This window comes from Sphingobacterium sp. Ag1, assembly GCF_000988325.1.
Classification (GTDB): Bacteria; Bacteroidota; Bacteroidia; order Sphingobacteriales; family Sphingobacteriaceae; genus Sphingobacterium.
The window spans coordinates 951,746-978,392 of the sequence record NZ_LBGU01000044.1 but is presented as its reverse complement, the minus strand read 5'-3'; the positions used below and the strand labels follow the sequence as shown (position 1 = coordinate 978,392).

Genomic DNA, 26,647 nt, shown 5'->3' with positions numbered 1-26,647 from the left:
GAAGAAAATTCAGCTATAACTTTTGCATATCCATCTGGACGGGCAATATTCACCATTTCATATAGGAACTTTTCCAATCGACTAATCGTTTGTTTTAATTCTAAAAGTGTTCTTAAATTTTCTCTCCAAGAAGATCGGATGGCCCATTAATAAGGGAAAGTATAGACTGGATGAACCTTGTTTAAAGTAGGTAGGGCGGATAGCAACTCTACCGCTGTTAAAGGTTGCTGCTACGTTCAAACAAAAAAAGGAGCTTTAGGGCTCCTTTTTTTGTTTATCGAATTTTTATATGTCTATCAGACTTTAAATGTTATACAAAAAGTTGTACCTATATTAAGCTCGCTATCGACGGTGACTTTTGCCTCGAGACGATCTACGATGCGTTTTACAATAGAGAGCCCAATTCCCGAACCTTCAAATCCCTGCGAGTTCGGCAAGCGTTTAAAAATATCGAATATATTACTATCATCCTTAATATCCATTCCGATACCATTGTCTTTAATATAGTAGTTAACGAAATGTCCCTGCTTTTCACTATATACCTCGACTCTCGGGCGATCTTTTTTACTGCTATATTTTATGGCATTGCTGATCAGATTTAAGAACAACTGGTATAACAGTGTTCTTTCCCCTAAAATCGGCAAAGTTTCTCCCAAAACAAACTCAAGATGGGCGCTTTCAAACTGCTGCTTACAGCTTTCGAGAATGTTAAGGATTTTATTCCGTGGATCGATCAATTCCGTTTTAAAGGCAACATAATTCGATTGCGTTAGCTGATACACCTTGTCCATCATTTCAGTGATCAGCGCGGTAGCATCCATAATATTTAGTGCCATTTTGCGTAACATATCCTTCGGAAGATCATCTTTCATCAACATCATCTGGGCAGCAAGCTTTATCGATGAAAGTGGATTTTTAAGATCATGGGTTAATGTATAGCCAAATGTATCCAAGGCATTGTTGGACCTGACAAGTTCTTTATTGAGCTGAGCAATCTCTCCGCCGCGCTGGGCAATAGCTTGTTGGGTTATTTGTGCGACTTTCTCCATAAAAGAAAGCTCGGCACTTTTCCACTGGATAGACTTGCCTTTCATCTTTTCACGCCAAGCTTCAAAAGATGTCCGTGGAGATGGAAATTCAACTTTCTTTTCAGGATCGTAATGATATATTTTTTCGGGTTTTCCAGCCCATACATCTTCGTAAACATGTTCTCTGCGGAATAAATAGATGTGCCATTTATTGCTGGGAAGGATATTTATCCGCAAAATGCCAGGCAATATAACCGCTTGCGGGGGTTCACTGTCACCATAGACAAAGTTTGATGTAAAAAATAAATCATTTTGCCCCTCTTCTTCTATAAAGCGATCGATCTCACGCAACTGCAATTCAGTGGGTACATCGCCCCAACTTTTAGAACCCCGGTCGTGCTTGATCATTAGTCCATCTGCGCCCGCAATTTCTAGAATTTGTGGTGCAAAGCGTTCAAGCACAATTCCAATATCGCTATTAACTAATAACTCAGACTTCAGATCACGTTCCATAACACCCATAATGGTTTGTGCTACCAGGTTTTCTTTTTGATGTTCTGAAAGATAGTAGTTTATAGCGTATTGCGTTAAAAAAGCGCATAAATGACGTTGGGCGAGATCAACATTCAAAGGCTCGCTATTCTGGCACGCCACCAAGCCCCAAAGTTTTCCTTCGATAACGATAGAAAAACTGGCACTGGCCCGTGCTCCTGCGTTTTTAAGATATTGTAAATGTACTGGAGATAATGCTCTGAGGCTACAGCGTGTCAAGTCTACCTCAGCAGCCTCCAAACCCTGTATACCAATAGTCGGACCATCAACATCAGCTACGTGGCGCGCAAGAAACTTCACATAGAGTTCGCGTGCTTGCGCCGGAATATCAAATTCCGGATACCGGTAGCCCATCAATGGGGTCATTCCATCTGCGATGGACTCTGCAATGACCTGTCCGCTATTGTCCTCCTCGAAACGGTATACCATAACTCGGTCAAAACCAATGATCTGACGGATCAGTACAGTCAATGATTGCCAAGCATTGCCATGACGTTCTTCAAGGTACTTCGCATAATAAAATAATCGCGTCGCTTTTAAATGATTTTCATTACAGATTTCTATTTCAAGGTATGTCCGCTCGTCGTACTGGTAAATACTCAGGTAATAGTCTACATTTTTAATGCGGATACGCTCCACAAAACGTGTAAAGATCTCTCCTCTAATTTGCGTTTCAATCTCTTTAAGATTCAACTCCTTTTCGGACGATAGCAATGGTAATAGCTGAGCAATAGAGCGTCCGAGGATTTCCTTCATGGGAATATCAAGGACGATAGTTAAGTTTTCACTTGCGGCAATACATCCGCTCTCATCAAAAATACAAAGGAAACCGAAAGACTGGATCTTACCGCATAGGTGGATTTTCTCTTCGTGACACTCCAGTTGACGCATAGTTTGCTAGTTTTTAATCATTTAATTCGCTAATAATAGGAAATTCTCGAAAGAGATAATTTGCCATACATCATAAATCTAGCACCCCTCTTCAAACATGTCATATCTTAGGCTAAGATAAAAAAAAATTGCGACGAATAACAGAACAAACGTTTGTTTAAAATTTATTCTGAATAGCTGATCGTTCAAACCACTGGTATTCAAAACCATAAGCAATTGTTCCTTTTAAAAATAAAAAAGCTAGGTTGGAAAGGACCTAGCTTTTAAAACTTTCTTCACGACTGGACAAGCCGTATTTAAATAAGGAACAATACTTTTAACGAAGTTGTTTGAATAATTTGTTTTTATCTTTTAATAGCTTTCATTCCTGAAGATCAACTCACTTAAATCTTTCCAAAACGATCTATTTCGAAGTGTAAGCATACCCTGACCATGGTAATAAGGAACAGCCCTGCACTGCAACAGCGTCAGTCTCTGCCAAAAGGTCGGCGTCCGGTACACTGGTATCAAATGACAAGGTCCATTGCACAGCTGCTGGTAGATTGACATGTTGTAAATGAGCTGAAAAGTTCATCAGGATAATCATTTGCCTCTCCTTTTGTTCCACATAGATACTAAGTACCTTCTTATCACAGAGGCACTCAGTCCTGATATCACTTCGTTGCATATTTTTTAACAACGGATTGCTTTTCCGAAATGCGATCAACGATTTATAATAGGACAACTGTTGCTGATATGGTTGCCTGTTCAATTCGTCCCAATCCAACACAGCTTGCCTAAATATTGTTTCATCCTGTGGATCGGGAACCTCGTGATCTGTGAGAAAATCTTCAAACTCCCGCTTGCGGCCCTGCCGCACCAGCTCTACCAGCTCTGGATCACTGTGACTGATAAAATACGGAAAAGGTCGCGCTGTCCCCCATTCTTCGCCCATAAATAGTAGAGGAAGATAGGGTGACATGAATACAGCAAAAGTCATAAGACGTGTTATTTCTCTGGCGTAAAGCGAGGCCGCACGATCACCCAGCATCCTATTGCCGACCTGATCATGATTCTGACTGAAAACAATGAAGCGATCGCCTGGAATACCCGCCGTATCTGTTCCAAAAAATTTCTCGCGATGAAAAGAATAGTTCCCATCAAAAACATAGGCCTTCTCGTAGGCTTTTGCGAGATCTTCCACGCCATTAAACTCCCGATAATAACCTTTCTTCGGCTCACCTACGGCTACGCGTAAGGCATGGTGAAACTCATCTAGCCACTGCGCATCCATCGCAAAGCCATTTTTTGCCAAGGGGTCTAAAAATCTTCTGTCGTTAAGATCGCACTCAACAAAGAGATATCGATTTTTCCCTGTTTTAGCGATCACATTATCCGTTTCCGCACGGATTTCCTGAAGGATGTGAATTGGACTAAAATCCTTGATCGCATGTACTGCATCCATGCGCAGCGCATCAATGTGAAAGTCTTCAAACCACATCCGTACATTGTTGATTACCAAATCCCGCTGTCCGTGACAGAAACGGTCGTCATAATTGAGTGCATCGCCCCAGGGCGTTCGATATTTCTCAGTGAAATAAGGACCATACTGCGCAAAATAATTTCCTTCGGGGCCTACATGATTATAGACCACATCGAGAATTACAGCTATACCAGCCTCATGACAGGCATTAACTAGCCGTTGTAATTCGGAAGCGCCACCATAAGAATGCTGTACCGCGAATGGAAATACGCCATCATAACCCCAATTTCTTTCTCCGGGAAATTGAGCGACCGGCATGATTTCTATAGCAGTTATTCCCAAATTTTTCAGATAAGGAATCTTTTTGATAACTCCATCAAAGTCATGGGACGACGAGAATGTACCTACATGAAGCTCATAGATGATAAAATCTGATTGTTGCGGCGGCTGATAGTCTTGATCGGTCCATGAAAAAGTGAGGTCTACAGCTTGAGACGGTCCATGAACACCTTCCGGTTGTGAACGAGAAAGCGGATCAGGGTATTCGTTGTCGTCTACCCGTATTTCATACAAATCGCCCGCACGAATTAAATCACTTTCGGCATACCAATAACCGTAGGCTTGCTGCTCTAGCGGTATTTCGACACCCATATTATAAAGCATGCAATAGACATTCTTTGCATTTGGCGCCCATACGCGAATCTCCCATAGCGCACCATTGTATTGAACTCCTAATTGTCTAATTCCTGTTTTGCTCATAATCCAGTGGTCGCTCTATTGTGATTGAAATAAAAGAATCGAGCGCGAGGGAACTAAAACCGTATCCCCAGCTGGAAACTCCCCAAAATTACCTATCCTATCGCTATTCGTATCTATGATCTTATTCCAGGAAGCCCCATAGATTTCACTAGGGAGTTTATAGGCGACATCTTCCCAATGAGCATTAAATAAGAGGTAAAAATTGGCATCCACTATTTTATTACCAGCGATGTCTACCGATCGAATTCCCTGACCATTGAGAAATACAGCAAGGGAACGGGCATAATCCTCCTGCCAATGATGATCGTCCATCTCAGATGCATCTGGGAGAAACCATACGATATCCTCGACACCCGTACCACGAATAGGTATACCTTGAAACCATTTGCGGCGGCAGAATACAGGGTGTTCACGGCGAAAATGAATTAATTTTTTAGTAAAATCCAATAAAGTTCCATCCACGCTGGTCCAGTCCAGCCAAGAGATCTCATTGTCCTGGCAATACGCATTATTGTTGCCTTGCTGTGTTCTGCCCAGTTCATCGCCAGCAACGAGCATAGGCACACCTTGCGACAGGAACAAGGTCACCAGCATATTTCGTTTTTGTTTTTGTCTTAGCCTATTTACTGTAGCATCATCTGTCGGTCCTTCGGCCCCGCAGTTCCAGGAGCGATTGTGACTTTCACCATCTTGATTATCCTCGCCATTGGCTTCGTTGTGCTTATCGTTATACGATACGAGGTCATGAAGTGTAAATCCATCGTGGGCCGTAATAAAATTAACGCTGGCCGAAGGTGTTCGATTATCCCCCCTATACAAATCGGAGGATCCTGTAAGGCGATTGGCAAATTCAGCAATCATGCTGTCTGCCCCGATCCAATAATCGCGGATACAATCACGGTATTTTCCATTCCATTCGGCCCAGCCGGCAGGAAATTCGCCAACTTGGTAGCCCCCTTCTCCGATATCCCAAGGTTCCGCAATGAGTTTAACCTGTGAAATTATGGGATCTTGATGAATAACGTCAAAGAATGAACTTAATTTATCGACCTCGTGTAACTCCCGTGCCAATGCTGATGCCAAATCAAAGCGGAACCCGTCAACATGCATTTCCTCAACCCAATAGCGCAGACTGTCCATAATCAGACGTAATACATTGGGTTGACGTGTATTTAAGGTATTGCCAGTTCCGGTAAAATCCATATAATACCGTGGATCTTCCGCCAAGCGATAATAAGAAGCATTATCAATCCCTCTAAAAGACAGTGTTGGCCCCATTTCGTTACCTTCGCCGGTATGGTTGTAGACAACATCGAGGATCACTTCGATACCGGCATCATGTAAGGCCTTGACCATTTTTTTAAATTCCATAACCTGCTCACCATGTGTACCTGAAGCGGAATAGCGCACATCGGGAGCAAAAAAACCGATGCTATTGTATCCCCAATAGTTATTGAGTCCTTTGTCCTTTAAATGACGGTCAGTCAAAAAATGATGGATCGGCAACAATTCGACGGCAGTAATACCCAGTTCTTTCAGGTAATTTATAGCAACAGGATGTGCCAAAGCAGCATAGGTTCCTCTTATTTCTTCGGGAATGTCAGGATGTGTCGCTGTAAAACCTTTTACGTGGGTTTCATAAATCACACTCTGATGCATCGGTACCCGCGGCGGCCTGTCGTTCCCCCAATCAAATTTGTTATCAATAACAACAGCTTTGGGGACAAAAGGAGCGCTGTCCGTTGTATCGAAGCTCATATCGTCCTCCCCTATAGTGTACGCGAATAAAGCATCATCCCATTGTACAGTACCTGATATTGCTTTTGCATACGGATCAATCAACAATTTATGGGGGTTAAAACGGTGTCCCTGCGATGGATCGTGCGGACCATATACCCGATAGCCGTAGCGTTGTCCTGGCTTAATTCCCGAGAGATAGATATGCCACACTTGGTGCGTCTTCTCGGTTATTTTAAATTTTGCGACTTCCTCCTCATCGGAACTAGTATAGAGGCAAAGTTCAACAGCTTCAGCATGTTCGGAGAAAAGGGCAAAGTTAACCCCTTCCCCATCGTAAGTAGCTCCTAATGGATAAGGGCTTCCGGTATAAATTTTTGTTTCCATCTGTATGTTTAACGGTTGTATAATTTCGTGTAGTAAGCTAATTTCTCCTGGTGGTTTGCTGCAAATGCCCCTTTTTGCATACGCCATACCCAATTGCCAGCTGTGCTAGCGGGACGGTTCATGCGGCAAGATCCATCAAGATTCAGGATATCTTGCATCGCGATAATGACGCTGTCTGCAACGGATGCGTAGAGTGAACGTATGAGGACATCATTTAGATTTGTATTTTCAACGATTTGCCCATAGTAATTATTGATCCTTTCTTTGCCCGCTCCATCGAGATCTTGATTAAACCAAGACAGCGAAGTATTATTGTCGTGGGTGCCCGTATAGGCGACAGTATTGCGGTTATATTGATGCGGGATATGAGGTGAATGGGGCATATCGTTGCCAAAAGCAAATTGTAATACAGCCATTCCCGGAAAATTATATTCGTTACGTAGCTGATATACCTTAGCGTCTATGTCACCAAGATCTTCGGCGATAAAAGGCATATGATCCAACGTAGTTTTCACATGATCAAAAAAATCCGACCCTGGCCCTACAACCCAGCTTCCATTTTTTGCGGAAGTTTCTTCGTGGGGCACTTCCCAATAGGAAGAAAATGCTCGGAAATGGTCAAGCCGTAATGTATCGAACAGCGTACAGTTGTGTGACAAACGTTCCACCCACCATTGATAACCATCTTTTTGAAGTGAGCTCCAATTATAGGTTGGCATCCCCCATAATTGGCCGTCGGCGTTGAAGTAATCGGGTGGTACCCCCGCAACATGATTTATAGTACCGTCTGCTTTTAAAGAAAAGTACTGCGGATTGACCCATACATCGGCAGAATCATAGGCAACATAAAATGGGATATCGCCTATAAACCTAATCCCATAATCACGCGCAAAGTTTCTTAACGCACTCCATTGCCTAAAAAACAGGAACTGAAACCATTTTTCCTGTTGCAATTCATCTGCAAATCGAGTGGCGAAATCTTCCAGCGCTGCGCTATCGCGAAGCTTATAAAGCGCTGGCCATTGATACCATGGAAGATCGTCATGTCTATTTTTCAAAACTTTGAAGAGTGCATAATCATCAAGCCAGGAAGATTCTCGATCTATAAACTCGGAAAATTCATGCGTAGGCTGCGCTGGAAGACGATGGAATGCCTTTTCAAGGAGCCGATATTTTGAGCTGTTTATTTCCGCGAAATCTATTGTTTGCAAGCTCTTCTTTTTCAAGATCTTCAATTCATCCTTATTCAGCAAGCCAAATTTTAATAATTCCTTTAAATCGATGAGTAAGGGATTTCCAGCCCTGCTGCTTAAGGTGCTATAAGGCGAATAACATTGTGCTAAGTCTGTAGGCCCCAATGGGAGGATCTGCCACCAGCTTTGGCCACCACGTTGGAGCTGTTTAACAAAACGGCGAGCTTCATTCCCGAGATCTCCGATCCCATAAGATGACGGTAATGAGCTTATATGCAACAATACACCGGAACTCCTTTTCTGAGTGGAATCTTTATATTTTAAGATCGCCATGGGAAGATCCTTAAAAATAGCATTGATGGAAACTTCTGTGCCTTCGCCACTGCTATCCATCAAAATATGCTGCCAAGTCACTGAACGATGAGTTAAGAGCTGAACTTTTGTATCGGACCAATCAAATGAACAGGGCACAAATTTTGAGATTTTACCAATAGCGGCAAGATGTAGCGGTAAAATCACCACTAACCACTCATCCCCTGACCTACGTGCGAAAGCCAATATATGTTTCCGATATCGACCAGTCACCTTCAGTGGAATATAGCTGCTATCCGGTGCAAGTGTATGATCGTCCTTTCTCAGTTTCACCAATTCCTTTACCAACCAAAGTTTTATTCTTCCATCGTATCTATTTCGCCATAAAAATGGAATTCGCTCTTCTTTGGCTGTCTCTTCGATAGTGTCGAGGAGACTTTTACTTAATTCATAAGCTATAGGTCGTCGGTTGTCGGGATCAACAAAGCTATAGTTCCAAAGTTCTGATCCCTGATAGATATCGGGTATACCAGGACAAGTAAACTTTAAAATTTGCTGAATAAGTGAATTCAATATCCCATAATCAGCGACTGCCTCAATAAATTGATAAAAGCTCGTAAAAAAAGGACGGTCTTTGTCCAGCAAAAAAGAAGCGAAGTCCCGAACTGAAGCTTCATAAACTAAATTTGGATTCTCCCAGCTTGAGCGTTCTTTACCTTCGCGAAGGTATTTAACCAAGTAGTCCAAAAAACGTTCTTCAAATGATGCTGTATTTGCCTTCGCATCCTGTTTCTCCATTGGATAAGAGGAGACCAAAGACTGGTAGATGAAATATTCATCATTTGGGTGCGGAAGGTCCTTTCGATATTCATTCCAGACCACATCCTGCCAAATGCGCAGTTGTTTTACCCACTTTTGCGCCATAGCAGTCAGGACCAAAAGACGGCTCCGTGAATCCTCCCCCCGCTTGGTGTCGTGTGTTGAACTGGCGTTGATTGACAGTCGCCAATCTTTTTGCCGATCCTGCATAAATCGGTGAAATTGCTTGATACTAAGCCCTAAATTCTGTGGATGGTCACCCACTTCATTATGTCCAATAAACCGGTTGTAGGTGTACATCAAGGTATCTTCCACCCCTTTTGCCATTACCGGCCCTGTCAATTGCATGCAGCGGAGAAAGAAATCCACCAAAGCAGTTTGGTTCGGCGATTGATAAGCTACCTGCGCTTGCTGAAACAGATTTCGGAATTGATCGACCAGCTCTTGGTCGAGCTCGGGGTTCTTCATCAACTTGTCAAAAAGTGAAGACACAAGTTCGAAGTTCGTTATTGACAATGGAAAGCAGTCGTCATAAAGCCGATAGACCGGAAAAAGTGCAATAAAGGACTTTAAAATGTCCTTTAGCGCATCCCGCTTCTCTTGGTCAGCAACACCTAGAAGCGATGCTAACGATTTGGCAAGATTGTCGACCTCTCCCTGCATCTGATCTGTAAGAATCTTACATTTTTTTGCATATTGATCTTTTTTAATTGATAAGTTTTCGCCAGTAACTTTGCGATAATAGTTATTCAATATTTTCTTTCCTGACTGGCAGGAACATACATTATTACAAACTGATAAAAAATCATAGCCCGTTGTTCCCTGTATGGGCCATTCGAGCGGGAGCTTCTCTCCTTTCTCCAGTATCTTTTCAGCGACGATATACGTTTTCGGACCGATATATTTTCTCAAATTGTAGAGGTAGGCTGTGGGATTATAAAGTCCATCGATATGATCAATGCGGAGTCCATCAATCAGCCCCTCGTCAACGAGTGTTTTGATTAGCTCATGAGACTGCTTGAATACTTCTTCGTCCTGCACATTTAAACAAATTAGTTCGTTGACCGTAAAAAAACGTCTATAATTTATTCGTTGATGTGTATGCCACCAAGGACAAAGCTCATAATTCTGACTAGTTACCAATGCAAGAATACGATCCGGGTCAGCATTAAAGCGTTGTAGCATAGACGTAAGTATATCATCCGAAAGATCTTTAAAGAGGTGGACACGCAATTGCTTCCACTCTTCGTTATCTCCATTGGCTTGAGCGGTATTTATCTGAACCAAAAGGCCGCTAAAATCGGCTTGTGTGTCCCGTAAATAATCGCCCAATATAAAGCCATAGGATTCTGGTGAAATTGGATAAACATTTCCTAGATAAGAAAGTCGAAGACTATCATCGGAAGAAACGACTGTAATTTCATTGTCTGATATTGCTTCATCCAAAGTCTTTGCTAATACAGGTACCATTAATTTTCCCTGCTCAAATAAATTCGAACTATAGCAGGTATCAAAAAAACGGCTAAATGTTGATGACTGTCCAAATTCCAGCAAATCCATGAGCCATTCGTTCGCTGGATGAAATGCCATGTGATTTGGAACGATATCCTGAATCCATTTGATATTGGATTCTCTTAATTGTTTCTTAATAGCCCTGAGCTCGTCGAGTGTGCCTAATTCTGGATTTATCTGATGCATATTAACACCGTCATAGCCATGGACACTCCCCGGCGTTGATTGTAAAATAGGTGCAGCATAAATCGTATCTATACCTAGATTAAGCAGGTAAGGAATTATGGCTTTAAAATCAGCAAAGTTAAACGCTTTATGAAATTGAATTCTGTAGGTTGTATTTGGCTTATTAATGGATACATTTCTATTCGTCTGCATAGCGCTGGATTTCATTTTAGTTCAGAACGCCAGCCAGCCATTTTAGTTCAATCGTTTTTCAAAAAAGGGAAGTTGAAATGAGATGGAAGGGTGTTGAAAATAATAAGGCAAAAAAATAATTTAAAATTAAAACGAATCTTTCTGAGCTGCGTTCTACCTGTACTTCTTCAATAATTGCAGTTTAAATTATTATAATATGAAAAAAATAGGAATTACGTTTTCCGCTTTTGATCTGCTTCATGCAGGTCACATTAAGATGCTCGAAGATGCCAAAGAACAGTGCGACTTTCTGATTTGCGGTCTGCAGACAGATCCAACTCTGGATCGTCCAGAAAAAAACAAGCCGACACAATCGGTATTTGAACGCTATATGCAATTAAAGGCATGTAAACATGTGGATATGATTATCCCTTACGCTACTGAGCAGGACCTAGAAGATGTTTTACGTTCATACAAAATACATGTTCGCATTTTGGGTGATGAATATATGGATAAGGCTTTTACAGGCAGACAGTATTGCGAAGAAAAAGGGATACGACTTTATTTCAATAGACGGGAAAACAGGTTCTCGAGTTCGTCTTTGCGAAGAATAATTGCATCGAAGGAAAACACTAGTAAGGGCGCCGTAGTCAGTATAAACGATGGGGCTAATTACGCGTTAAAGCGCATAAACGCATAAACTAATAGTAAAAATATGATTATAGGTATTATTTTCGGCGTATTTGACATGTTGCATGTAGGCCATATCGTTGCGCTACAGGAAGCGAAGAGTCAGTGTGATTATCTCATTGTGGGACTTAAAACTGATTCAAATGTACAGGAAGCTGATGGCCAGGACACGGCTCAGACCATGGTCGAAAGATTCATCAAATTGGAAGGCTGTCAGTTTGTTGATGAAATCATCCCTTTTGAATCGGATCACGACATTACAGATATGCTTCAGTCACTACCTGTCCACAAATTCTTTATAGGTGAAGACTATAAGATGGTTGATTTTTCAGGCAGAGATTATTGTATTTCAGAGGGAATTGAAATTTGTTATACCAAGAACAAAAACCGATTTTCAAGTCAGTCGCTTCGAAAAATTGTGAGTGAAAAAGAAATTGAGAAGGCGGAAAGGAGTTTTGGTGCAAGTTTAAAATGCCATTCCGCAAATATTATTTCAACTACACCCCAATAAAGGAGCAATGAATTATAGATACTGCAGGCTTGTAAACAACAACAATATCGTTCGTTATGGAAAAAATCAATATCGGTATTATTACGAGTTTGAGAAAGCAGTTGTTCGCCTATCGCATCCTTTTTTCTGAACATATACAAAGTCCCGCAAGGGTTGTCCTGGAAGCAGCATCTCTTGAATCTATTAGCAGCAATTCTCTCATTCATGAAAAGCCTGAATTGCTGCTGCTCGATTATCATTTGGTATTTAAAGATACCGCCCTTTTCTTTTCGCTTCTAAATAATCGCTATCCAAACCTGATCGTTATTGTTCTTGTGGATCAAACTCAGCTAAAAGAAGCGAAGCGATGTCAACGGTTTGTTGATGCCTATGTAGCCCCAAACATAGAGATTCTCCAGCTTTTTACACAGATTAGGAATCTAACAGTACGCTCTCCCTTCATGAACGCACATTAGTATAACAAGTGATGGCTTCGTTTTTTAATGAAACTACCTGAGATAAACGTATAAATAACGTGTACTTTGGGGCATTACCGAGAAAATTCCAATCGCAAAAATTTAATACGGTTTTAAATCCTTAGCTGATTATGTGGGTGCGACTCACACAGTGAATATAACATACTGATAATGAGCAATCATAACCAATGTTGAGTATAAATTACATCTTCCGTAATATTTACCTAAAGATCGTCTCAGCGTTCCAACACGCAGCATTTTGACTAAAATCTGCACTGTTGTTGTTCTATGATAGCCGTAACATTTAGAAAATAACAACATGCAGCACATCGAGATAAACTCATTTTTTAAAGAAAAAAGAAGCCTACTCAAAAATTTCGCTTCGCAATTTACTTCAGATCCGGAGATTAAAAATGATCTTATACAGGACACCATGGTTAATGCATTAAAATCCATCGAAAAGCTTATACATAATCCTAAGGTGGGCTCATGGTTGTATGTGATTATGCGCAACATTTATATTAACCATTACAGAAAAACAAAACGTACCGAGAACTATCACCATGAGTATGCAGCTTTAGCCAGTGCGGATTCTGTTTCAACAAATTTAAGCAGCAGCAAATTTATCCAGGATGATATCCAAAAAGCATTGCGTCAGCTTTCCGAAGATAATTATGAAATTTTCAACATGTTTCTAGAAGGTTATAAATATCATGAAATCGCTGAATATATGCAGATGCCTGAAGGTACTATTAAAACACGCATTCATTTTATTCGAAAGACCATGCAAAAGCAGTTAGCAATATATCATTAATATAGGGGATATATTAAACTATAAAAAAATAAAAATTAAAACTATTTACAAATAAATCTTGTTATTTAAATATTATCACTAAATAAATAAATATTATGATTTCAAACAAAACATTACTTGCTTCACTAGCTACCGCAGCGATTTTAGTTTCGTGTAATAATCAAACACCGCAGGAAAAGGCGGCTGAGAAGATGGAGCATGCGGAGGAAAAAGCAGCCGACGCCAATGAAGAGGCAATGAAAACTTCCGAAGATGCTGCGACGAAAGATGCAGAAGCTGTTGTTTATTCCGATAAAGCGGCGGCTAATGCAGCCATTGCTTCAGTGACAGCCCCCGTCCTTTCTAATGATAAAGCCAAGGAGCTTTATACAAAATTAGGTAAGACTTGGGTGGACCGCATCAATGCAGAGTCTGCAGATCAAGCGTTGGATAAAGAGAAATCACTGTTGGATATTAAAAATGAGATCGAAAAAAGTCTTGCTGATGGAAAAATATCTGCTTCGGATAAAGATAACATCATGAAATACCAATCGGATTGTTTAGCCGCTATTAAAGCTGCGCTCTAGAACATACGAGCATAATAATCAATAAATCATAGGATATTTTGCGATTCACTTTCAAATCGTAAGATATCCTATTATTTTTGTTGTTATCCTTGCGACTCCATTCGATTAAAGAAAAATGAAAATTATGAAAACCTATTCGACCAATTATTTTAACACATTGATTGAAGCTGCTGCAGATACCAAAGTAGTTAAAGGTACTATTCCACCATCAAAAAGCAATAAAACCGTTGCTGAACGACAATATGAATTAATCGCCTCTGCACCTTATCAGTATACATCTGACGATATTATTTTCCAGGTGTATGCGGAAAGAAAAGGGCTCAGTCCAGACGAGTATCCCGAAGCGAGAGCAGTTTTTTTCTCTAGAGGCCAAGCTTGCCTGCGAGCCTCTCCACTTACGAAGATATATGGCTATGGGATTCATAGTAATAGTGAAGGCAAGATCGCTCTATATGGAATGGAAACAGCAATTTATCAGAAGTTTGTAGCGGATGATAATACAGCGAAAGTTAAAGCAATGAGGTCTACTAGGTAGCACTTGCACAATAAAATGGTGTTGAAAAAATTAACATTTCTCATGAGCAATCACTTGCTCCAAAAAAGAAATCTGCCGTTCGTTTATTTTCTTCCTAGCTTCCGCAAATGTAAACCAACCTCCGCGATCTACTTCTGGATAAGTTTGCATTTTTCCGGATTTCGGCGGCCATTCCATTTCAAAGGTATTGCTTATCAGATCAGCAGGATCTATATCTCCTTCAATTGCCCAGCACTTAACTATTTTTCCTCCTTTCTGTTGAATAGCATGGAGCGCAATAAAATTTCCGCTGGGAAGATAGCCTGTCTCTTCAATAAATTCTCTTTTGGCCGCTTCAAGTTCATCTTCATACAAATCGATTTCTCCCTTAGGGATTGTCCAAGAGCCTTCATCTTTTTTCGTAAAATAGGGACCACCAGGATGTACTAAGAAAAAATAAATTTCTAGCGCCTCAAATTTATACAATAACAATCCAGCACTGGTATTTATCTTTTTAGCCATTGTTGCTGCTATTCCGTAATCTAATCCATGTAGGGGCATGATCGCTGCTTTTCTCCCAGCCGCGAACATGGCGATCAATACCGCCTTCAATCAAACGATTCTGAATTGAAGGGCTTAATAGGATATGATCTATACGCAAACCGGCATTTCGACTATAAGCCTGACGAAAGTAATCCCAGAACGTATACACCTGCTGATCCGGAAAAAGCTGACGAATCGCATCCTGCCAGCCCGCTTCAAGAAGTTGACTGAAAGCCTCTTTAACCTCCTTTCTGAACAATGCATCATTGACATATTTCTCAGGTTTATAGGTATCCATTTCGGTTGGAATAATGTTAAAATCGCCGATGAGTATCGCTGGAATATCTATGCTAAGCAACGTTTTGGCCCGCTTAGCTAAGCGCTCAATCCACTTCAATTTATACTCAAATTTGGGCCCGGGAAATGGGTTCCCATTGGGCAGATAAAGACAGCAAATCGCGACTTGCTGGATCATAACCTCCAAATAACGGCTTTGAACATCTTCGGTATCACCTGGAAGCGCTCTAGAGACTTCTTCGATCTCATATTTGGAAAGAACCGCAACCCCATTCCAGCTTTTTTGACCGTGCCAAACGGCATGATACCCGATGGCATTAATTTCTTTCAGTGGAAAACGTTCCTGCGGAGATTTCAACTCCTGGAGGCATACAACATCAGGCGATTCTTCGGCCAACCAGCGAAGCAAGACCGGTAGACGCGCATTGATACCATTAATATTATAGGTGGCTATTTTCATGAACTCATTTTTAACTTAAATAAACAACCAAAGGAACCTCTTTATTGTTTGAAACTGCTAAGAAAAATTTAAGCGAGGAAAATTGAACATCTTTAGCAAAACAGCACTTATTTATGAAATTCGTATGGGATTAAATGACTATTTAAGTGATACGACGATAAATTCATTTCTCCAACGCTATAAATACGTATTTAACCTGTATTTTTCGGAAGTTCCTTAGCTACCCTACGCTATTTCTATTCAAAAACTACGGTTAAAGCTTCATAAACATCCTTTAGGTATAAATTTTGTTTCAATTACATCAAAAGAATTTACACTCAAATAGCGTACGGATATGGAAAATATTGAAAAGAAAGCAAAAAAAATAGGTTTGGAAAAAGGCTACTATTTATTGCTAATGGCCATTTTGGATCTTCCAGTTGAAGAAGTACAAAATACAGTAAAGGAGGGTTAAATCATATGAAAAAAATAGCAATCATCAGTACTTGTCCGCCTCAAGAATGTGGGTTAGCAACTTTTACGAAAGACCTTAAACAAGGTATGGAATTCGATCCTACTGTACAAATTGACATCATCGCTTTATCTAAACAGGGGTTAGAGGATTTTAATGAATCTGTACGCTTTGTCATCTTTCGGGATCGACTTGATAGTTATCATCAAGCAGCTCGTATCATCAATGAGGAATATGATTATTGTATTGTGCAACATGAATTTGGAATATTTGGTGGTGCCGACGGTATTTTCATCACACAAATCGCCAACAATCTTACTATACCATTATTAACCGTATTTCATACTATTCTGCAAACCCCTTCATTGCAGCAGAAAGAAATTATGGAATTACTTCTGGAAAAATCTCAGGTGGTTGTCAGCCTATCGCCAAAGGGAGTAGAATTGTTAAAGGAGCAATTTGATTCGGCTCTTACGGATAAAATTAAAGTTATACCGCATGGCGTGCCGCAGTTTGACTATAATCAGGGGTTAGCCAAGTACAGGTTGAATTTACAGCAAAACTTTGTGATGATGACTTTTGGTTTAATCGGAAGAAGTAAAGGGCTTGAATATGCCATAAAATCCCTGTCGGGTATCGATCTTCCTGGATTCAAATACTTGATTGTTGGAAAAACACACCCCAATGTGCTTGCCCATGAAGGTGAATCTTACCGATTCGAACTTCAAAATTTAGTTAATCAACTAGGTTTACAGGATAAAGTTGTTTTTATTGATAAATTCTTAACGGATGAAGAACTTAAAGAGTATCTGACAGCATGCGATATATACTTATCCCCATACCCTCACGAACAACAAATAAGCAGTGGAACCTTATCTTTTGCAGTAGGCGCGGGAGCTGCAGTTATCTCCACTCCTTACTGGCATGCCAAAGATCTATTGAAAGATGATCGTGGCATTCTCACCCCGTTTAACGACATAGAATCCATGCGTGGCAACATCAAATTATTGTATACCTCCCATCGACTACTCGCTTGGCATCGATTCAAAGCACGCAGCTACGGAGAACAAACTGTATGGAAAAACGTAGCAAAAATGTATATCGAACTTCTAAATGGAGTAACAACACCGGTAAGATCTTTAATTGATTATGAAAAATACCTCTCTTTTGATTTGAAAAGAGAAGCTTAAAGTTAAAGGGCTGTCCGAGGAGTCTAACTTTTCAGGGCAGTGATTAACATGGACAGCCCTTCCTTTTTACTATTTTATGTACATCCCATCCAATTCAACAGCCTTTCGGATAATCAATTCTCAAACGGATTGGCTTGACTTTTTACTCTCCCTATTTAGTCGTAATAGCCTATTTAAAGTTTCGAATGCCTTTATGGTATAAATGGCCTGCGCTTCTTCCATTTTGAGGCTCGATTGAAGTTCGATTTTTTCGGTAGATATAATCTTGTCCTTTTCAGCAATTGAAATATAAGCGAACAATTTACCAGCTGATTCGGGCACGGCTGTTGCATATCCCGTTGTGGCAATAGCCCATGTTGTACCAAACAGGTTGCTTACTGCAAGTGCCATTTCTTCGGTAATTTTCGGAGATACGCAGTCGCATCTTTCGGCTTCCTTTGCATCCACCTTTAGTATTTTTATCTTAGCATTAATCGTATAGGTGGTCACTCCCCCAGCGAAAACTTCCATTGCTCCCTCCATCTGTGAACAGGCTAACTGCAACAATCCCGCTGTCACACTTTCAGCAACGGCAATACCATCTTTAGCATCTTTGAGATTTTGAGCGACTTCGCGCAGTAACAATTCTGGAAACTCTATTTTCATTATATATTAATATAAGGTCATTTACATATGAAGGCATTGCCTACGCTATCTTTATGCCACATGGTATATTTTAATCTCAGGATTATTGCTTATTAGTGGCTTTAGTGCAACGAGGATGATATTATTGTATAATTCTGTTGACAAAAAGGCCTCAGCATCTTCATAAGTATCAAAGCCATATAAGAGCTGTATATCCTCATCGCTGAAGAGCAACTCTTGTGTTTTCGCTCCTTTTATTTGTTCTCGAAATAAATCTTTGAACTTATTATATGTACTTGTCAATTCCCCCCTATTGGAAGAATTCATTTTTAATACAATTTGCAAATATGCTGTCGTCATTTGTTCCTTATTTTTATTGTCCATAATGGTTTAAATTTCCCTGACCCGGTACGAATGGATTGGAATTGCCCAATCCAAATCTCTCTAAAAACCAAACAGCTTCTAGCTAAAGATCGTTTGTAATAAATTAATATTCTTTCGTTATCTAAGCGAACTTTAAGTAAGCATAAACATTTTAGATGATATGCATGTTAAGTAAAAGGACGATCTTTGCACACTAACATTGAGATAAAATCTATCAGCACATGATATATTCAAAAATAGCGCTGTCAACTGTTCTTTTCGTATTAATGGTGCTCACTTGTACAGGCCAGAGTTTTGATCGCCAACTGAGGAATCAAAAGGAAAAGACGCAAAAGGAATTTTTGAAGTTTATTACTGAAATAGGAAGTAAAATAACGGATTCGACCTTAACGACCGAACAGCAAAATGCATTATTTAACCCGATCGTTGCATATGCTCATAAAGAACATACTGGCTTAACACGATTGCGCAAAAAATATTTTGAAAGAATACAGGCTCCACCAACAGCACTTAATGCATTTATTTTTGATAGCAAGCCTCCTGAGGAACTGTCAAAAATGTTGGAAACCCCACAATTCACGACAGTAACCTTGCTACAGTGTTATCGACCTATCGAAATAGCGCGACTTATCAGCGGAATTATACAACCTATGATTTACCAACAATCGAACATAGGAACAAACGAATCTACAATAGCTTATGCCTTTGGAAATCAAGTCTTCGCTAAACAATTAAAGGAGGATGTTTGGCAAATTTGGCTAGTAAATAGGCTTTATATGCTTAAGTTCAACCTTAATCTACAAACGATGGTTATCCAAAATTCGGAATATACGCTACCCAATAAAGTGGAATATTTACGACTTGGGATCCCGTTCGTGATTCAGAAACCAGCCAATGAATTAGAGAAACTCTATCAGGCAATGGATGAAATACGCTGGAACAGCTATTCATCAACTTGGATACAACAACTCAGCCCTCAAGAATGGCTAGATACTATTGATAAGCGATTAGGTACATTTTACCTAAAAAATCAGCCCCGCTTCATAAAAGTTCAAAATGAAATACTCAAGGCTCTGGAAAAAGCAAGCGATTTGGATACGAACTGGCAAGAATTGCACTTATCTTCTGATGAAAATATACAATTGACAAAAACCTTAAAAAACCATATTTTGCAACCCGATGAAGTTGCACAGCAACTATTTTCATTTTCAAACGGCATTATCCCCTTTAATCAAGATGTTGAAGAAATTGGAAAAAATGCGATGTCAGGGTTTTTACACTATATCGTTGGACATGAAAAAGACCAAGTTTGGAAAATTAGATCTTTAGGTTATTCCATTGCATTCGAATATAAGTGGGACCTAAAGCAAGGCCGGTTCTCTGAAATAAAAATCTTTCAGAGACCATCCTAGTGTAAATTTCCATTGTGGCTATACTAAACTTTTTTGAATTAGATATCGATAAAAAATCAGTGCTGAAAACAAAGCCGTCTTTATGTTATCATTTTATGCTTGGCGCCCCATTTTTCCAACTGACACCAAATAGGGATAAGTTCTGCCGCAATTTCAGTCAATTGATATTCCACTCGAGGGGGCACTTCCGCGTAAGCAATCCTTTTAACTAGTCCTTGTTTTTCCAGCTCTTTGAGCTGCAAAGTGAGCATGCGATCTGTAATCCCTGTAATCAATTGTTTAATCTCACCAAATCGCAGCTTGCCATGCTGTAATTTAGCAAGTATCAACAGCTTCCATCGGCCACCGATCTTACATACAGCGTACGCTAAATCACATTCAATAATATACTGTTCATTAATCCTATTGGTCGAATTTTCTTTTCGTTTTCCCATAATTTAAAATCTCTTTAATAGCATACAATCTACTGCAAATAGGGACAAATTTAAGACTTCTATTGTACATCTGTGGCACCACAATCGTAAATAATATGACACAAAGCGAAAGGAGGTTATAGCTCCAAAGCTAATAGTCATCAGCTTTGCAAATAATTTAAAACTGAAATTATGATTATGGAGAAAAACAGCTATTTTAGATTTGGTAATCCAATTATTCATTCCAAATATGCCAGATTCAAATTTTAGACTTCGAATATGATCCAACAATTCTATGCCTATCTAAAAATTTTAATGCTATTCATTTTTTTAGATCTTCTAATATTTTTAAGAATACAGACATTATCAACTTGGAAATCCAATCGAAAGCTACTAAACATAGTCTGGTGGTCTATCAGTATACTTTCCTATCTATCCATATTTCTTAATTTATTTTTTAGATGGACTAGTTTTGAATCTGCCTGTTTAGTATTTTTTCCAGTTTCGTTGCTATTGGGTAAGATAATCTGTCTTTTTTTTATTGGTATTGATGCGGTTGTGCATATTTTCAACGTAATAAACAAACGAATAAAAGAAACTAAATCGTTGCCGAAACAAATTGGAAATTTACCCTCCATAAAAAGATCAGACTTTATAGTCAAAAGTGGTCTCCTGTTAGCCAGTGTCCCCATCGTTGCACTTACACGTGGATTTGTCTTCGATTTGTATAAGTACCAGGTCAACCACCTCGATTTAATTTTACCTAATTTACCGAAATCATTTGAAGGAATTACTATAGCCCAAATTTCCGATATACATGCAGGTAGTCTATTTAATTCAACTGCTGTAAAAAGAGGGATTGACCTTTTGTTAGCACAGAACCCTGACATCATCTTTTTTACAGGGGACCTAATCAATGATTTTGCTGCTGAAATGGAAGATTATTTATCCATATTTGATAAAGTGAAGGCTCCATTAGGTACATTCTCTATACTTGGGAATCATGATTATGGAGATTATCATTTTAACCGATATCATTTCTTTGATCAGAAGCATTTGACTAAAGAACAAAACCTTTCAAATCTCAAATCCATTCATCAACGATTGGGCTGGCAATTACTTCTCAATGAATCGAAAGAACTCGTACTGAATAACGAAAAGATTACGATTATAGGCGTCGAAAATTGGGGCGCAAATAATCCACAAAATTATGGGAATATCGATCTGGCCATGTCTAAAGTAGATAAATCCTCGCCTATCAATTTGATGCTTTCACACGATCCCTCCCATTGGCGAGCAGAGATCCTACCCAAATATCCCACAATCGACGTCACTTTCAGCGGGCACACGCATGGGGGACAATTCGGCTATAACAACCCGAATTATCAGTGGAGTCCGGTCAAATATGCTTACCGCGAATGGGCAGGCCTGTACCGTGAAAAGCATCAGGCACTGTACGTAAATGTTGGCTTCGGTTATCTAGATTATCCAAGCCGAGTTGGGATACTACCGGAGATCACCATATTTCACCTGAAGAGTAAAGGTTAAATACTGTCCCTGATGGATTTTTAACCCAGTACATATTTTCGGGTAACTCTTTAAATTCATTACAGATTTCACCACTATTTGAAATCGAATTTCCTATCAGACGGCCTGAAATACCAAGAAGTAGCAATTAGAATAATGTATAATAGTGCCGGAGCCATTAAAGCGAAGGAATCTCCCGATGCAATATGCGAATACAAGGCACCAGTAGCCGTAAAGAAAATACCCGCATATGCCCATTCTTTCCAAAGTGGTCTTTTAGGCCAAAGCAAGGCAACCACAGCTAATAGTTTCCAGATTCCTAGTAAAGGAAGTATATAACTCGGATATCCCAAATGGTCTATATTTTGTATCCCACCTGCTCCTTCCGTTTGAATTTTAAAAATCTGTATGATAGCAGTTGACAATAACCCTACAGCCAACCATATGGTCGCTATCCAATAAATTATCCGATTTCTTTTCATAATGCATTGATTTACTTATTATCCTGTTAATTACTTTACATTCCTAGCCACCTCTCCTATCTTCAACACCCGGTATTATCCTTGCCACCCAAGATAAAGCAGCTCTTTTACTGACCGTCCTTTATTGTGTAGCTATTTGACTACAAATATAAATGTAGTTATGTAACTACGCAATATTATTTTCACTTTTTTAAAGCGAGGCATTGAATACAACGGCTATCCTGCGATACCCCAATTAAACCTGCTAATTATTTTTTCATTTATTTGAGTTAAGATCAATCCGACGTCACATAGTAACAACAAAATAACCGTAGTTACTATTCATCGCTGCGGTGGGCCGGAAATTCTGGAAGGATGCCGTAACATTGTGGCTAAACAAGGAGGCTGCAAGGTAGGTGAAGCCGTCATCACAACTGCAGGCAAGCTAGCCGCTAAATATGTAATTCATACAGTTGGACCAGTGTGGAATGGTGTCATTACACCGTTTCTGATGGCCGATACAACACTTAAGCAGATCAAAATAGTATGTTTGACGATGATACCTTTCTACTGATCAATCAAATAGTAGTATAAACCTAGCATAAAACTAAGACTACTCCGCTTCAAATTCCCATCTATATTCATAGGAAGGAACAGGCTTATCAATGTGTGGAAATTGCAGTTTTTTGAGTTCCCTAATATGTTCAAAATCTTTATTTAGAAGTAAATATATACCTGCGTTCTTACCTATTTCTCTTAATATTTCTGGGGTAATCTCTTTTTCTCGACTGTTGGCAGATATGATCATTTTTACAAATTGCTTGCCCGATGAAGTTATATACGGATTCAGCTTATAGGGCCCCGGAATACCATCATTTTCGTGAGATTGTCCTGCCAATACATCATTGATATAGATCGCATAGTCTACATTTTTTATTTCATGGTAGAGAAAGTATGATTTTACGACCGAGGCTATTCCGCTATGAGCAACCTCAGCAACCTCATCATTTTCCCTATCTCCACCGCCATTGTTACACGACATAAACAACACAACACAGTACATAGCAATGACGATAATTTTTTTCATTTCGTATTTTCTCCTTATTTTTAAAACTGTCGCAATATTCCTTTGATAGCGATTCTAAGCCAATACGACCAACAAGTTAACAACCCAATTTAAGGCCTTAAAACAAGAAATTGCGGATGGCTATACAGCTTATTAAGATACAAATTAGTCGGAATAAAATGGGCTATACAGGTTATTTTTTTACAGGAGAAGTAAGAAAAGTGTAACCATATATCAACCTCTTGGCCGTATTTAAAAGAAAGAGAAACGTCCATCTTTTTAAAATTTCTTTGTAAATCACTAGAATTCACGATATTTGGAAAAATAAACACCCTACCAGTATCTGTTTAAAACATTGGTTATCCAATAGCTGGATAACCTTTTTTTGTAAGAAGCTATCCTGAAGTTGCCCCACTCTCAATATAGCATGTCGAACAGTATGCAAACACAGCTTCACGATTGTTCGGCTGTCATCTATCTCGGTAAACTTTCGGGACGGCGCATACGATAAGAAGTCCCTGTGATGGCATGCAAAAAGGCCTCAATATCTTTTATTTCATCTTTTGTCAGATTTAGGGGTTGCATCAATGGATCAGTTACAGGATAAAGTGGATCTTTTGCTTTCTGTTCAGCAGTAGCGGAATTCATCTGCATACCACTATTGTACATATTCAATAGACCGGTCATATTCCAAAACAATCCGTTGTGCATCCACGGATCGGTATTCATCACGTCACGTAGGGATGGTGTACGGAAACGTCCTACATCAGCAGGATCCTTTGTAATCTCGTATCGTCCCAGGTCCTGATATTTCCGTTTGTAATAGGTGAGACCAATATTGTGATACAGATCATCGGTAAAAAATTGACCATTATGACAATTCATACAGCGCGCTTTGGTGCGAAATAAATGAAGACCGCGAACTTCCTGATCAGACAACACTTTATAATTGCCATCTAAAAACTCGTCAAAACGGCTTCTTCTACTTGTTAATGTCCGTTGAAAAGCACTTAAGGCTTTCAGTACCTCCAGCATCGAATAATCGGCTTCCCCAAAAGCATCCGCAAACAATTTGTTGTATCCGGGGATGGCCTTTAGCTTGGGAATCAGTTTTGTCAATTCCATATCCATTTCATGATGAGCTTCAATAGGACCCAACGCTTGTTCCTCCAATGAACCAGCACGACCGTCCCAAAACAATTCCTTGCGTGCATACACATTGAGCAAAGATGGCGTATTACGCGTGCCTTCAAGATGATCATTACCAACTGGTACGGTAAGCTTGTCAGCCCAGGAAGTCTGGGGGTTGTGGCAGCTACTACAGGATATTTGATTGCTTCCCGATAGAATGGGGTCAAAAAAAAGATATTTCCCCAACTTCACATCAGGCTTTTCCATTAAAGAAAAATAACCGGTATCGATCTTGGGTAGAGACTTAAATTCATTCCAATGAGCCCCGACATCAATTGTTGGTTTTGGCCATTCGCTCACCGGCCGTCGATAATAAAGCTGTATCTCATCATCAAAGGCTTGCTGTTGATCTTTCATAGAAAGCAAACCCACAAAACCAACAATAGTGGCCAATACACAAAACTGCTTTTTCATTCTCTCTTAATTATGCTTATAAACAAGTACGATAACTATTTTAAAATATATAAGAAACCCCCAATTTACCCAGAAACCAATTTTTACCCGGTACACTTGACAACGTATAGTCTATCGGTACCAAATTACCCCTACACTGATAATCCATCTGGAGCTGTATGCTCCAATTGTTCTTTGCATGATGCGTGCCCCATACCCAGGACATATTCCAGCTATTACGTGGAGCGGTGTCGTAAAGATAATCTTGATACAGTATCTGCTTTCCAAAATCCCCTGTATTCAACTCAGATACGTAGAGATTATGGCTTGGTGACCATTGTTTAGTATAGCCGATTGTTCCTATTATATCGGCCGACTGGCCGAGCCGGAATGTTCGATTCAGTCCCAATCCCAGTTTAACTTGATCAAATTCCATTTGGTTACCACTAACACCATCTTTTTTCTCGGTCTTATACATACCAGCATGGCCTTCAAACAAATACTGATGTACGGCTAATTGAGTTTTAAACGAAATTTCGTGCCGACGATAGGTGTAGTTATTTGCTAGATAACTATAATTAAAATCCTGTCCATTTTCAATTTGTCCCTGCAGCGCTACTCTTAGCAATCGCTTACGATGCATCTGCCGGCTCCATAAAAAATCGATTGATCCGATATCTTTTTTATAATCATTTAAGGACAAATAGGTCTGTTTTGAGTTATCATTTCGTCTGAATGATTGTTCTTCATTTAGATAGCGACTATTAAAATAGATCTTATTCCTATCATTGGGTTTCAGCAAGATATGCGCGCCGACGCCTTTACGGTGAATGATATCGTTGTAATTGATCTCTTTTAGTCGCTCACTCGCACTTCCAAAACCGTTCATCATCCAATTGACATACAATGGGTCTTCTGTATTGGTTGTATACTTGTCATTTTTATAGCCCACGTTGACCCGTTCAGAACCATATCCCCAAATACCAGCAATATGGTAAGAAAATGTTGGCAGATTGTGACCAACACTCAATTCAAACTGCAGGTTCATGTCCTTGATATCGCCTCTTGGATCATTATTGGAGTAGTGAGAGCCTAATCGATAATCGATGCCAAGGGAAATCGGGAGCTTAGCATCGAAGAATGCTCTTTGGATTCCCGCATCGAGCTTATAGGTCTCTCGACTGTATTTATTTTTTCGCAACGAACCAAAATACAATGGCGCATCGACATTCCATCGTGACTGATGGCGCAAAGCAGTACTGTCTTCTGCGGAGCGATCATATGAAAATCTCCCCCAAAAGCTAGTTTTACGCCAATCGGTCTTCCCTTCCGTATACAATTGGGATTGAATGAGACCATCAGTTCCTTGCGCCGCCTTAAAGTCTCCTTGCCCCCTGCTGTGCCGAATACCAAATAGAGAAGATCTATTTTTGACTTCCTCAGGAATCCATACCCTATTTCGTATGGCCATATCATGCATTATCACAAATGATGGCTGATACCAATAGGTCAAAGCTGCTGTTGAATCTAAAGAATTAGACGTACTCTGCCCGAAGACAGCGTGGTAGGCTAAGAAAGCCCCCCAAAATAACATGATGTATCTCACACTTTTCATTCAGGTATTTTTTATAAAATACCAGCTTTCCAACGAAAAAGCTGGTATTGGGAATAACCGT

Annotated in this window: 23 protein-coding genes; 10 read left to right on the top strand and 13 right to left on the bottom strand. The window is 39.8% G+C overall.

The features are described from left to right. Positions 1 to 296: 296 nt before the first annotated feature. The 4 genes from AAW12_RS24950 to treY all read right to left on the bottom strand — a co-directional run bounded on the left by AAW12_RS24950 (position 297) and on the right by treY (position 11,030). A complete protein-coding gene (locus AAW12_RS24950) occupies positions 297 to 2,471 on the bottom strand; it encodes an ATP-binding protein (protein WP_046676290.1) in 2,175 nt (724 codons plus the stop codon). Between the two features lie 403 nt (positions 2,472 to 2,874). Continuing rightward, the gene (gene treZ, locus AAW12_RS24945; protein ID WP_046676289.1) at positions 2,875 to 4,692 is read right to left on the bottom strand and encodes a malto-oligosyltrehalose trehalohydrolase; all 1,818 of its coding nucleotides are present in this window, start codon (positions 4,690 to 4,692) and stop codon (positions 2,875 to 2,877) included. Positions 4,693 to 4,707: 15 nt separating this feature from the next. Next, positions 4,708 to 6,816, bottom strand: coding sequence for a glycogen debranching protein GlgX (glgX, locus tag AAW12_RS24940; protein WP_046676288.1), 2,109 nt, complete (start codon positions 6,814 to 6,816; stop codon positions 4,708 to 4,710). 8 nt (positions 6,817 to 6,824) lie between these two features. Continuing rightward, positions 6,825 to 11,030, bottom strand: coding sequence for a malto-oligosyltrehalose synthase (gene treY, locus AAW12_RS24935; RefSeq protein ID WP_046676481.1), 4,206 nt, complete (start codon positions 11,028 to 11,030; stop codon positions 6,825 to 6,827). Between the two features lie 196 nt (positions 11,031 to 11,226). Here treY and AAW12_RS24930 point away from each other — a divergent pair, with 196 nt between their 5' ends. The 6 genes from AAW12_RS24930 (at position 11,227) to AAW12_RS24905 (ending at position 14,580) form a co-directional block, all read left to right on the top strand. Further along, positions 11,227 to 11,709 carry an adenylyltransferase/cytidyltransferase family protein gene (locus tag AAW12_RS24930; protein ID WP_046676287.1) on the top strand — a complete coding sequence of 161 codons (483 nt, stop codon included), beginning with the start codon at positions 11,227 to 11,229 and terminating at the stop codon, positions 11,707 to 11,709. Positions 11,710 to 11,724: 15 nt separating this feature from the next. Next, positions 11,725 to 12,210 carry an adenylyltransferase/cytidyltransferase family protein gene (locus AAW12_RS24925; RefSeq protein WP_046676286.1) on the top strand — a complete coding sequence of 162 codons (486 nt, stop codon included), beginning with the start codon at positions 11,725 to 11,727 and terminating at the stop codon, positions 12,208 to 12,210. A gap of 56 nt (positions 12,211 to 12,266) precedes the next feature. After that, on the top strand, positions 12,267 to 12,665 hold the full coding sequence (locus AAW12_RS24920; protein WP_046676285.1) for a response regulator: 399 nt from the start codon (positions 12,267 to 12,269) through the stop codon (positions 12,663 to 12,665). Positions 12,666 to 12,984: 319 nt separating this feature from the next. After that, positions 12,985 to 13,479, top strand: coding sequence for an RNA polymerase sigma factor (locus AAW12_RS24915; RefSeq protein ID WP_046676284.1), 495 nt, complete (start codon positions 12,985 to 12,987; stop codon positions 13,477 to 13,479). A gap of 95 nt (positions 13,480 to 13,574) precedes the next feature. Continuing rightward, complete coding sequence (locus AAW12_RS24910; RefSeq protein ID WP_046676283.1) at positions 13,575 to 14,045, top strand: hypothetical protein; 471 nt, start codon at positions 13,575 to 13,577, stop codon at positions 14,043 to 14,045. Positions 14,046 to 14,169: 124 nt separating this feature from the next. Next, positions 14,170 to 14,580 (top strand): DUF6157 family protein, encoded by a 411-nt coding sequence (locus AAW12_RS24905; protein ID WP_046676480.1) that lies wholly within the window; start codon positions 14,170 to 14,172, stop codon positions 14,578 to 14,580. Positions 14,581 to 14,610: 30 nt separating this feature from the next. Here the strand turns inward: AAW12_RS24905 and AAW12_RS24900 are convergent, their stop codons facing one another. Further along, positions 14,611 to 15,081, bottom strand: a complete 471-nt coding sequence (locus AAW12_RS24900; RefSeq protein WP_046676282.1) for an NUDIX domain-containing protein — start codon at positions 15,079 to 15,081, stop codon at positions 14,611 to 14,613. Continuing rightward, on the bottom strand, positions 15,074 to 15,859 hold the full coding sequence (xth, locus tag AAW12_RS24895; protein ID WP_046676281.1) for an exodeoxyribonuclease III: 786 nt from the start codon (positions 15,857 to 15,859) through the stop codon (positions 15,074 to 15,076). Before xth ends, AAW12_RS24900 begins: the two co-directional genes overlap by 8 nt. Positions 15,860 to 16,318: 459 nt before the next feature. Here xth and AAW12_RS24890 point away from each other — a divergent pair, with 459 nt between their 5' ends. Then, positions 16,319 to 17,500 carry a glycosyltransferase gene (locus tag AAW12_RS24890; RefSeq protein WP_046676280.1) on the top strand — a complete coding sequence of 394 codons (1,182 nt, stop codon included), beginning with the start codon at positions 16,319 to 16,321 and terminating at the stop codon, positions 17,498 to 17,500. A gap of 120 nt (positions 17,501 to 17,620) precedes the next feature. Here the strand turns inward: AAW12_RS24890 and AAW12_RS24885 are convergent, their stop codons facing one another. Both AAW12_RS24885 and AAW12_RS24880 read right to left on the bottom strand, forming a co-directional pair. Then, positions 17,621 to 18,145, bottom strand: a complete 525-nt coding sequence (locus tag AAW12_RS24885; RefSeq protein ID WP_053003999.1) for a CinA family protein — start codon at positions 18,143 to 18,145, stop codon at positions 17,621 to 17,623. Between the two features lie 51 nt (positions 18,146 to 18,196). Beyond that, positions 18,197 to 18,508, bottom strand: a complete 312-nt coding sequence (locus AAW12_RS24880; RefSeq protein ID WP_053003998.1) for a hypothetical protein — start codon at positions 18,506 to 18,508, stop codon at positions 18,197 to 18,199. A 221-nt stretch (positions 18,509 to 18,729) separates the two neighbouring features. Between AAW12_RS24880 and AAW12_RS24875 the strand changes: the two genes are divergently transcribed. After that, positions 18,730 to 19,920: a hypothetical protein gene (locus tag AAW12_RS24875; RefSeq protein WP_156167772.1), complete on the top strand. Its 1,191-nt coding sequence runs from the start codon at positions 18,730 to 18,732 to the stop codon at positions 19,918 to 19,920. A gap of 80 nt (positions 19,921 to 20,000) precedes the next feature. Here the strand turns inward: AAW12_RS24875 and AAW12_RS24870 are convergent, their stop codons facing one another. Further along, complete coding sequence (locus AAW12_RS24870) at positions 20,001 to 20,354, bottom strand: winged helix-turn-helix transcriptional regulator (protein WP_046676278.1); 354 nt, start codon at positions 20,352 to 20,354, stop codon at positions 20,001 to 20,003. A gap of 585 nt (positions 20,355 to 20,939) precedes the next feature. On the opposite strand from AAW12_RS24870, the gene AAW12_RS24865 reads away from it, so the two are divergent. Continuing rightward, positions 20,940 to 21,881: a metallophosphoesterase gene (locus AAW12_RS24865; protein ID WP_231585352.1), complete on the top strand. Its 942-nt coding sequence runs from the start codon at positions 20,940 to 20,942 to the stop codon at positions 21,879 to 21,881. A gap of 74 nt (positions 21,882 to 21,955) precedes the next feature. On the opposite strand, the gene AAW12_RS24860 is transcribed toward AAW12_RS24865, so the two are convergent. Beyond that, positions 21,956 to 22,342, bottom strand: coding sequence for a DoxX family protein (locus AAW12_RS24860; RefSeq protein ID WP_231585351.1), 387 nt, complete (start codon positions 22,340 to 22,342; stop codon positions 21,956 to 21,958). 274 nt (positions 22,343 to 22,616) lie between these two features. Between AAW12_RS24860 and AAW12_RS26130 the strand changes: the two genes are divergently transcribed. After that, the gene (locus tag AAW12_RS26130; RefSeq protein WP_084823322.1) at positions 22,617 to 22,895 is read left to right on the top strand and encodes a macro domain-containing protein; all 279 of its coding nucleotides are present in this window, start codon (positions 22,617 to 22,619) and stop codon (positions 22,893 to 22,895) included. Between the two features lie 39 nt (positions 22,896 to 22,934). On the opposite strand, the gene AAW12_RS24855 is transcribed toward AAW12_RS26130, so the two are convergent. The 3 genes from AAW12_RS24855 to AAW12_RS24845 all read right to left on the bottom strand — a co-directional run bounded on the left by AAW12_RS24855 (position 22,935) and on the right by AAW12_RS24845 (position 26,586). Next, positions 22,935 to 23,408, bottom strand: coding sequence for a hypothetical protein (locus AAW12_RS24855; RefSeq protein ID WP_053003996.1), 474 nt, complete (start codon positions 23,406 to 23,408; stop codon positions 22,935 to 22,937). Between the two features lie 453 nt (positions 23,409 to 23,861). Then, the gene (locus AAW12_RS24850) at positions 23,862 to 24,992 is read right to left on the bottom strand and encodes a cytochrome-c peroxidase (RefSeq protein ID WP_046676276.1); all 1,131 of its coding nucleotides are present in this window, start codon (positions 24,990 to 24,992) and stop codon (positions 23,862 to 23,864) included. Positions 24,993 to 25,032: 40 nt separating this feature from the next. Beyond that, positions 25,033 to 26,586 (bottom strand): DUF6850 family outer membrane beta-barrel protein, encoded by a 1,554-nt coding sequence (locus tag AAW12_RS24845; protein ID WP_156167771.1) that lies wholly within the window; start codon positions 26,584 to 26,586, stop codon positions 25,033 to 25,035. Between the last annotated feature and the right edge of the window lie 61 nt (positions 26,587 to 26,647).

What these genes read in the sequence shown, in the direction of transcription:
- AAW12_RS24915 (WP_046676284.1), top strand. Translation starts at nt 12,985, where the DNA reads ATGCAGCACATCGAGATAAACTCATTTTTTAAAGAAAAAAGAAGCCTA.
- AAW12_RS24890 (WP_046676280.1), top strand. Translation starts at nt 16,319, where the DNA reads ATGAAAAAAATAGCAATCATCAGTACTTGTCCGCCTCAAGAATGTGGG.
- AAW12_RS24885 (WP_053003999.1), bottom strand. Translation starts at nt 18,145, where the DNA reads ATGAAAATAGAGTTTCCAGAATTGTTACTGCGCGAAGTCGCTCAAAAT.
- glgX (WP_046676288.1), bottom strand. Translation starts at nt 6,816, where the DNA reads ATGGAAACAAAAATTTATACCGGAAGCCCTTATCCATTAGGAGCTACT.
- xth (WP_046676281.1), bottom strand. Translation starts at nt 15,859, where the DNA reads ATGAAAATAGCCACCTATAATATTAATGGTATCAATGCGCGTCTACCG.
- AAW12_RS24910 (WP_046676283.1), top strand. Translation starts at nt 13,575, where the DNA reads ATGATTTCAAACAAAACATTACTTGCTTCACTAGCTACCGCAGCGATT.
- AAW12_RS24855 (WP_053003996.1), bottom strand. Translation starts at nt 23,408, where the DNA reads ATGAAAAAAATTATCGTCATTGCTATGTACTGTGTTGTGTTGTTTATG.
- treZ (WP_046676289.1), bottom strand. Translation starts at nt 4,692, where the DNA reads ATGAGCAAAACAGGAATTAGACAATTAGGAGTTCAATACAATGGTGCG.
- AAW12_RS24850 (WP_046676276.1), bottom strand. Translation starts at nt 24,992, where the DNA reads ATGAAAAAGCAGTTTTGTGTATTGGCCACTATTGTTGGTTTTGTGGGT.
- AAW12_RS24870 (WP_046676278.1), bottom strand. Translation starts at nt 20,354, where the DNA reads ATGGGAAAACGAAAAGAAAATTCGACCAATAGGATTAATGAACAGTAT.
- AAW12_RS24880 (WP_053003998.1), bottom strand. Translation starts at nt 18,508, where the DNA reads ATGGACAATAAAAATAAGGAACAAATGACGACAGCATATTTGCAAATT.
- AAW12_RS24860 (WP_231585351.1), bottom strand. Translation starts at nt 22,342, where the DNA reads ATGAAAAGAAATCGGATAATTTATTGGATAGCGACCATATGGTTGGCT.
- AAW12_RS24930 (WP_046676287.1), top strand. Translation starts at nt 11,227, where the DNA reads ATGAAAAAAATAGGAATTACGTTTTCCGCTTTTGATCTGCTTCATGCA.
- treY (WP_046676481.1), bottom strand. Translation starts at nt 11,030, where the DNA reads ATGCAGACGAATAGAAATGTATCCATTAATAAGCCAAATACAACCTAC.
- AAW12_RS24905 (WP_046676480.1), top strand. Translation starts at nt 14,170, where the DNA reads ATGAAAACCTATTCGACCAATTATTTTAACACATTGATTGAAGCTGCT.
- AAW12_RS24900 (WP_046676282.1), bottom strand. Translation starts at nt 15,081, where the DNA reads ATGGCTAAAAAGATAAATACCAGTGCTGGATTGTTATTGTATAAATTT.
- AAW12_RS24950 (WP_046676290.1), bottom strand. Translation starts at nt 2,471, where the DNA reads ATGCGTCAACTGGAGTGTCACGAAGAGAAAATCCACCTATGCGGTAAG.
- AAW12_RS24875 (WP_156167772.1), top strand. Translation starts at nt 18,730, where the DNA reads ATGATATATTCAAAAATAGCGCTGTCAACTGTTCTTTTCGTATTAATG.
- AAW12_RS24925 (WP_046676286.1), top strand. Translation starts at nt 11,725, where the DNA reads ATGATTATAGGTATTATTTTCGGCGTATTTGACATGTTGCATGTAGGC.
- AAW12_RS24920 (WP_046676285.1), top strand. Translation starts at nt 12,267, where the DNA reads ATGGAAAAAATCAATATCGGTATTATTACGAGTTTGAGAAAGCAGTTG.
- AAW12_RS24845 (WP_156167771.1), bottom strand. Translation starts at nt 26,586, where the DNA reads ATGAAAAGTGTGAGATACATCATGTTATTTTGGGGGGCTTTCTTAGCC.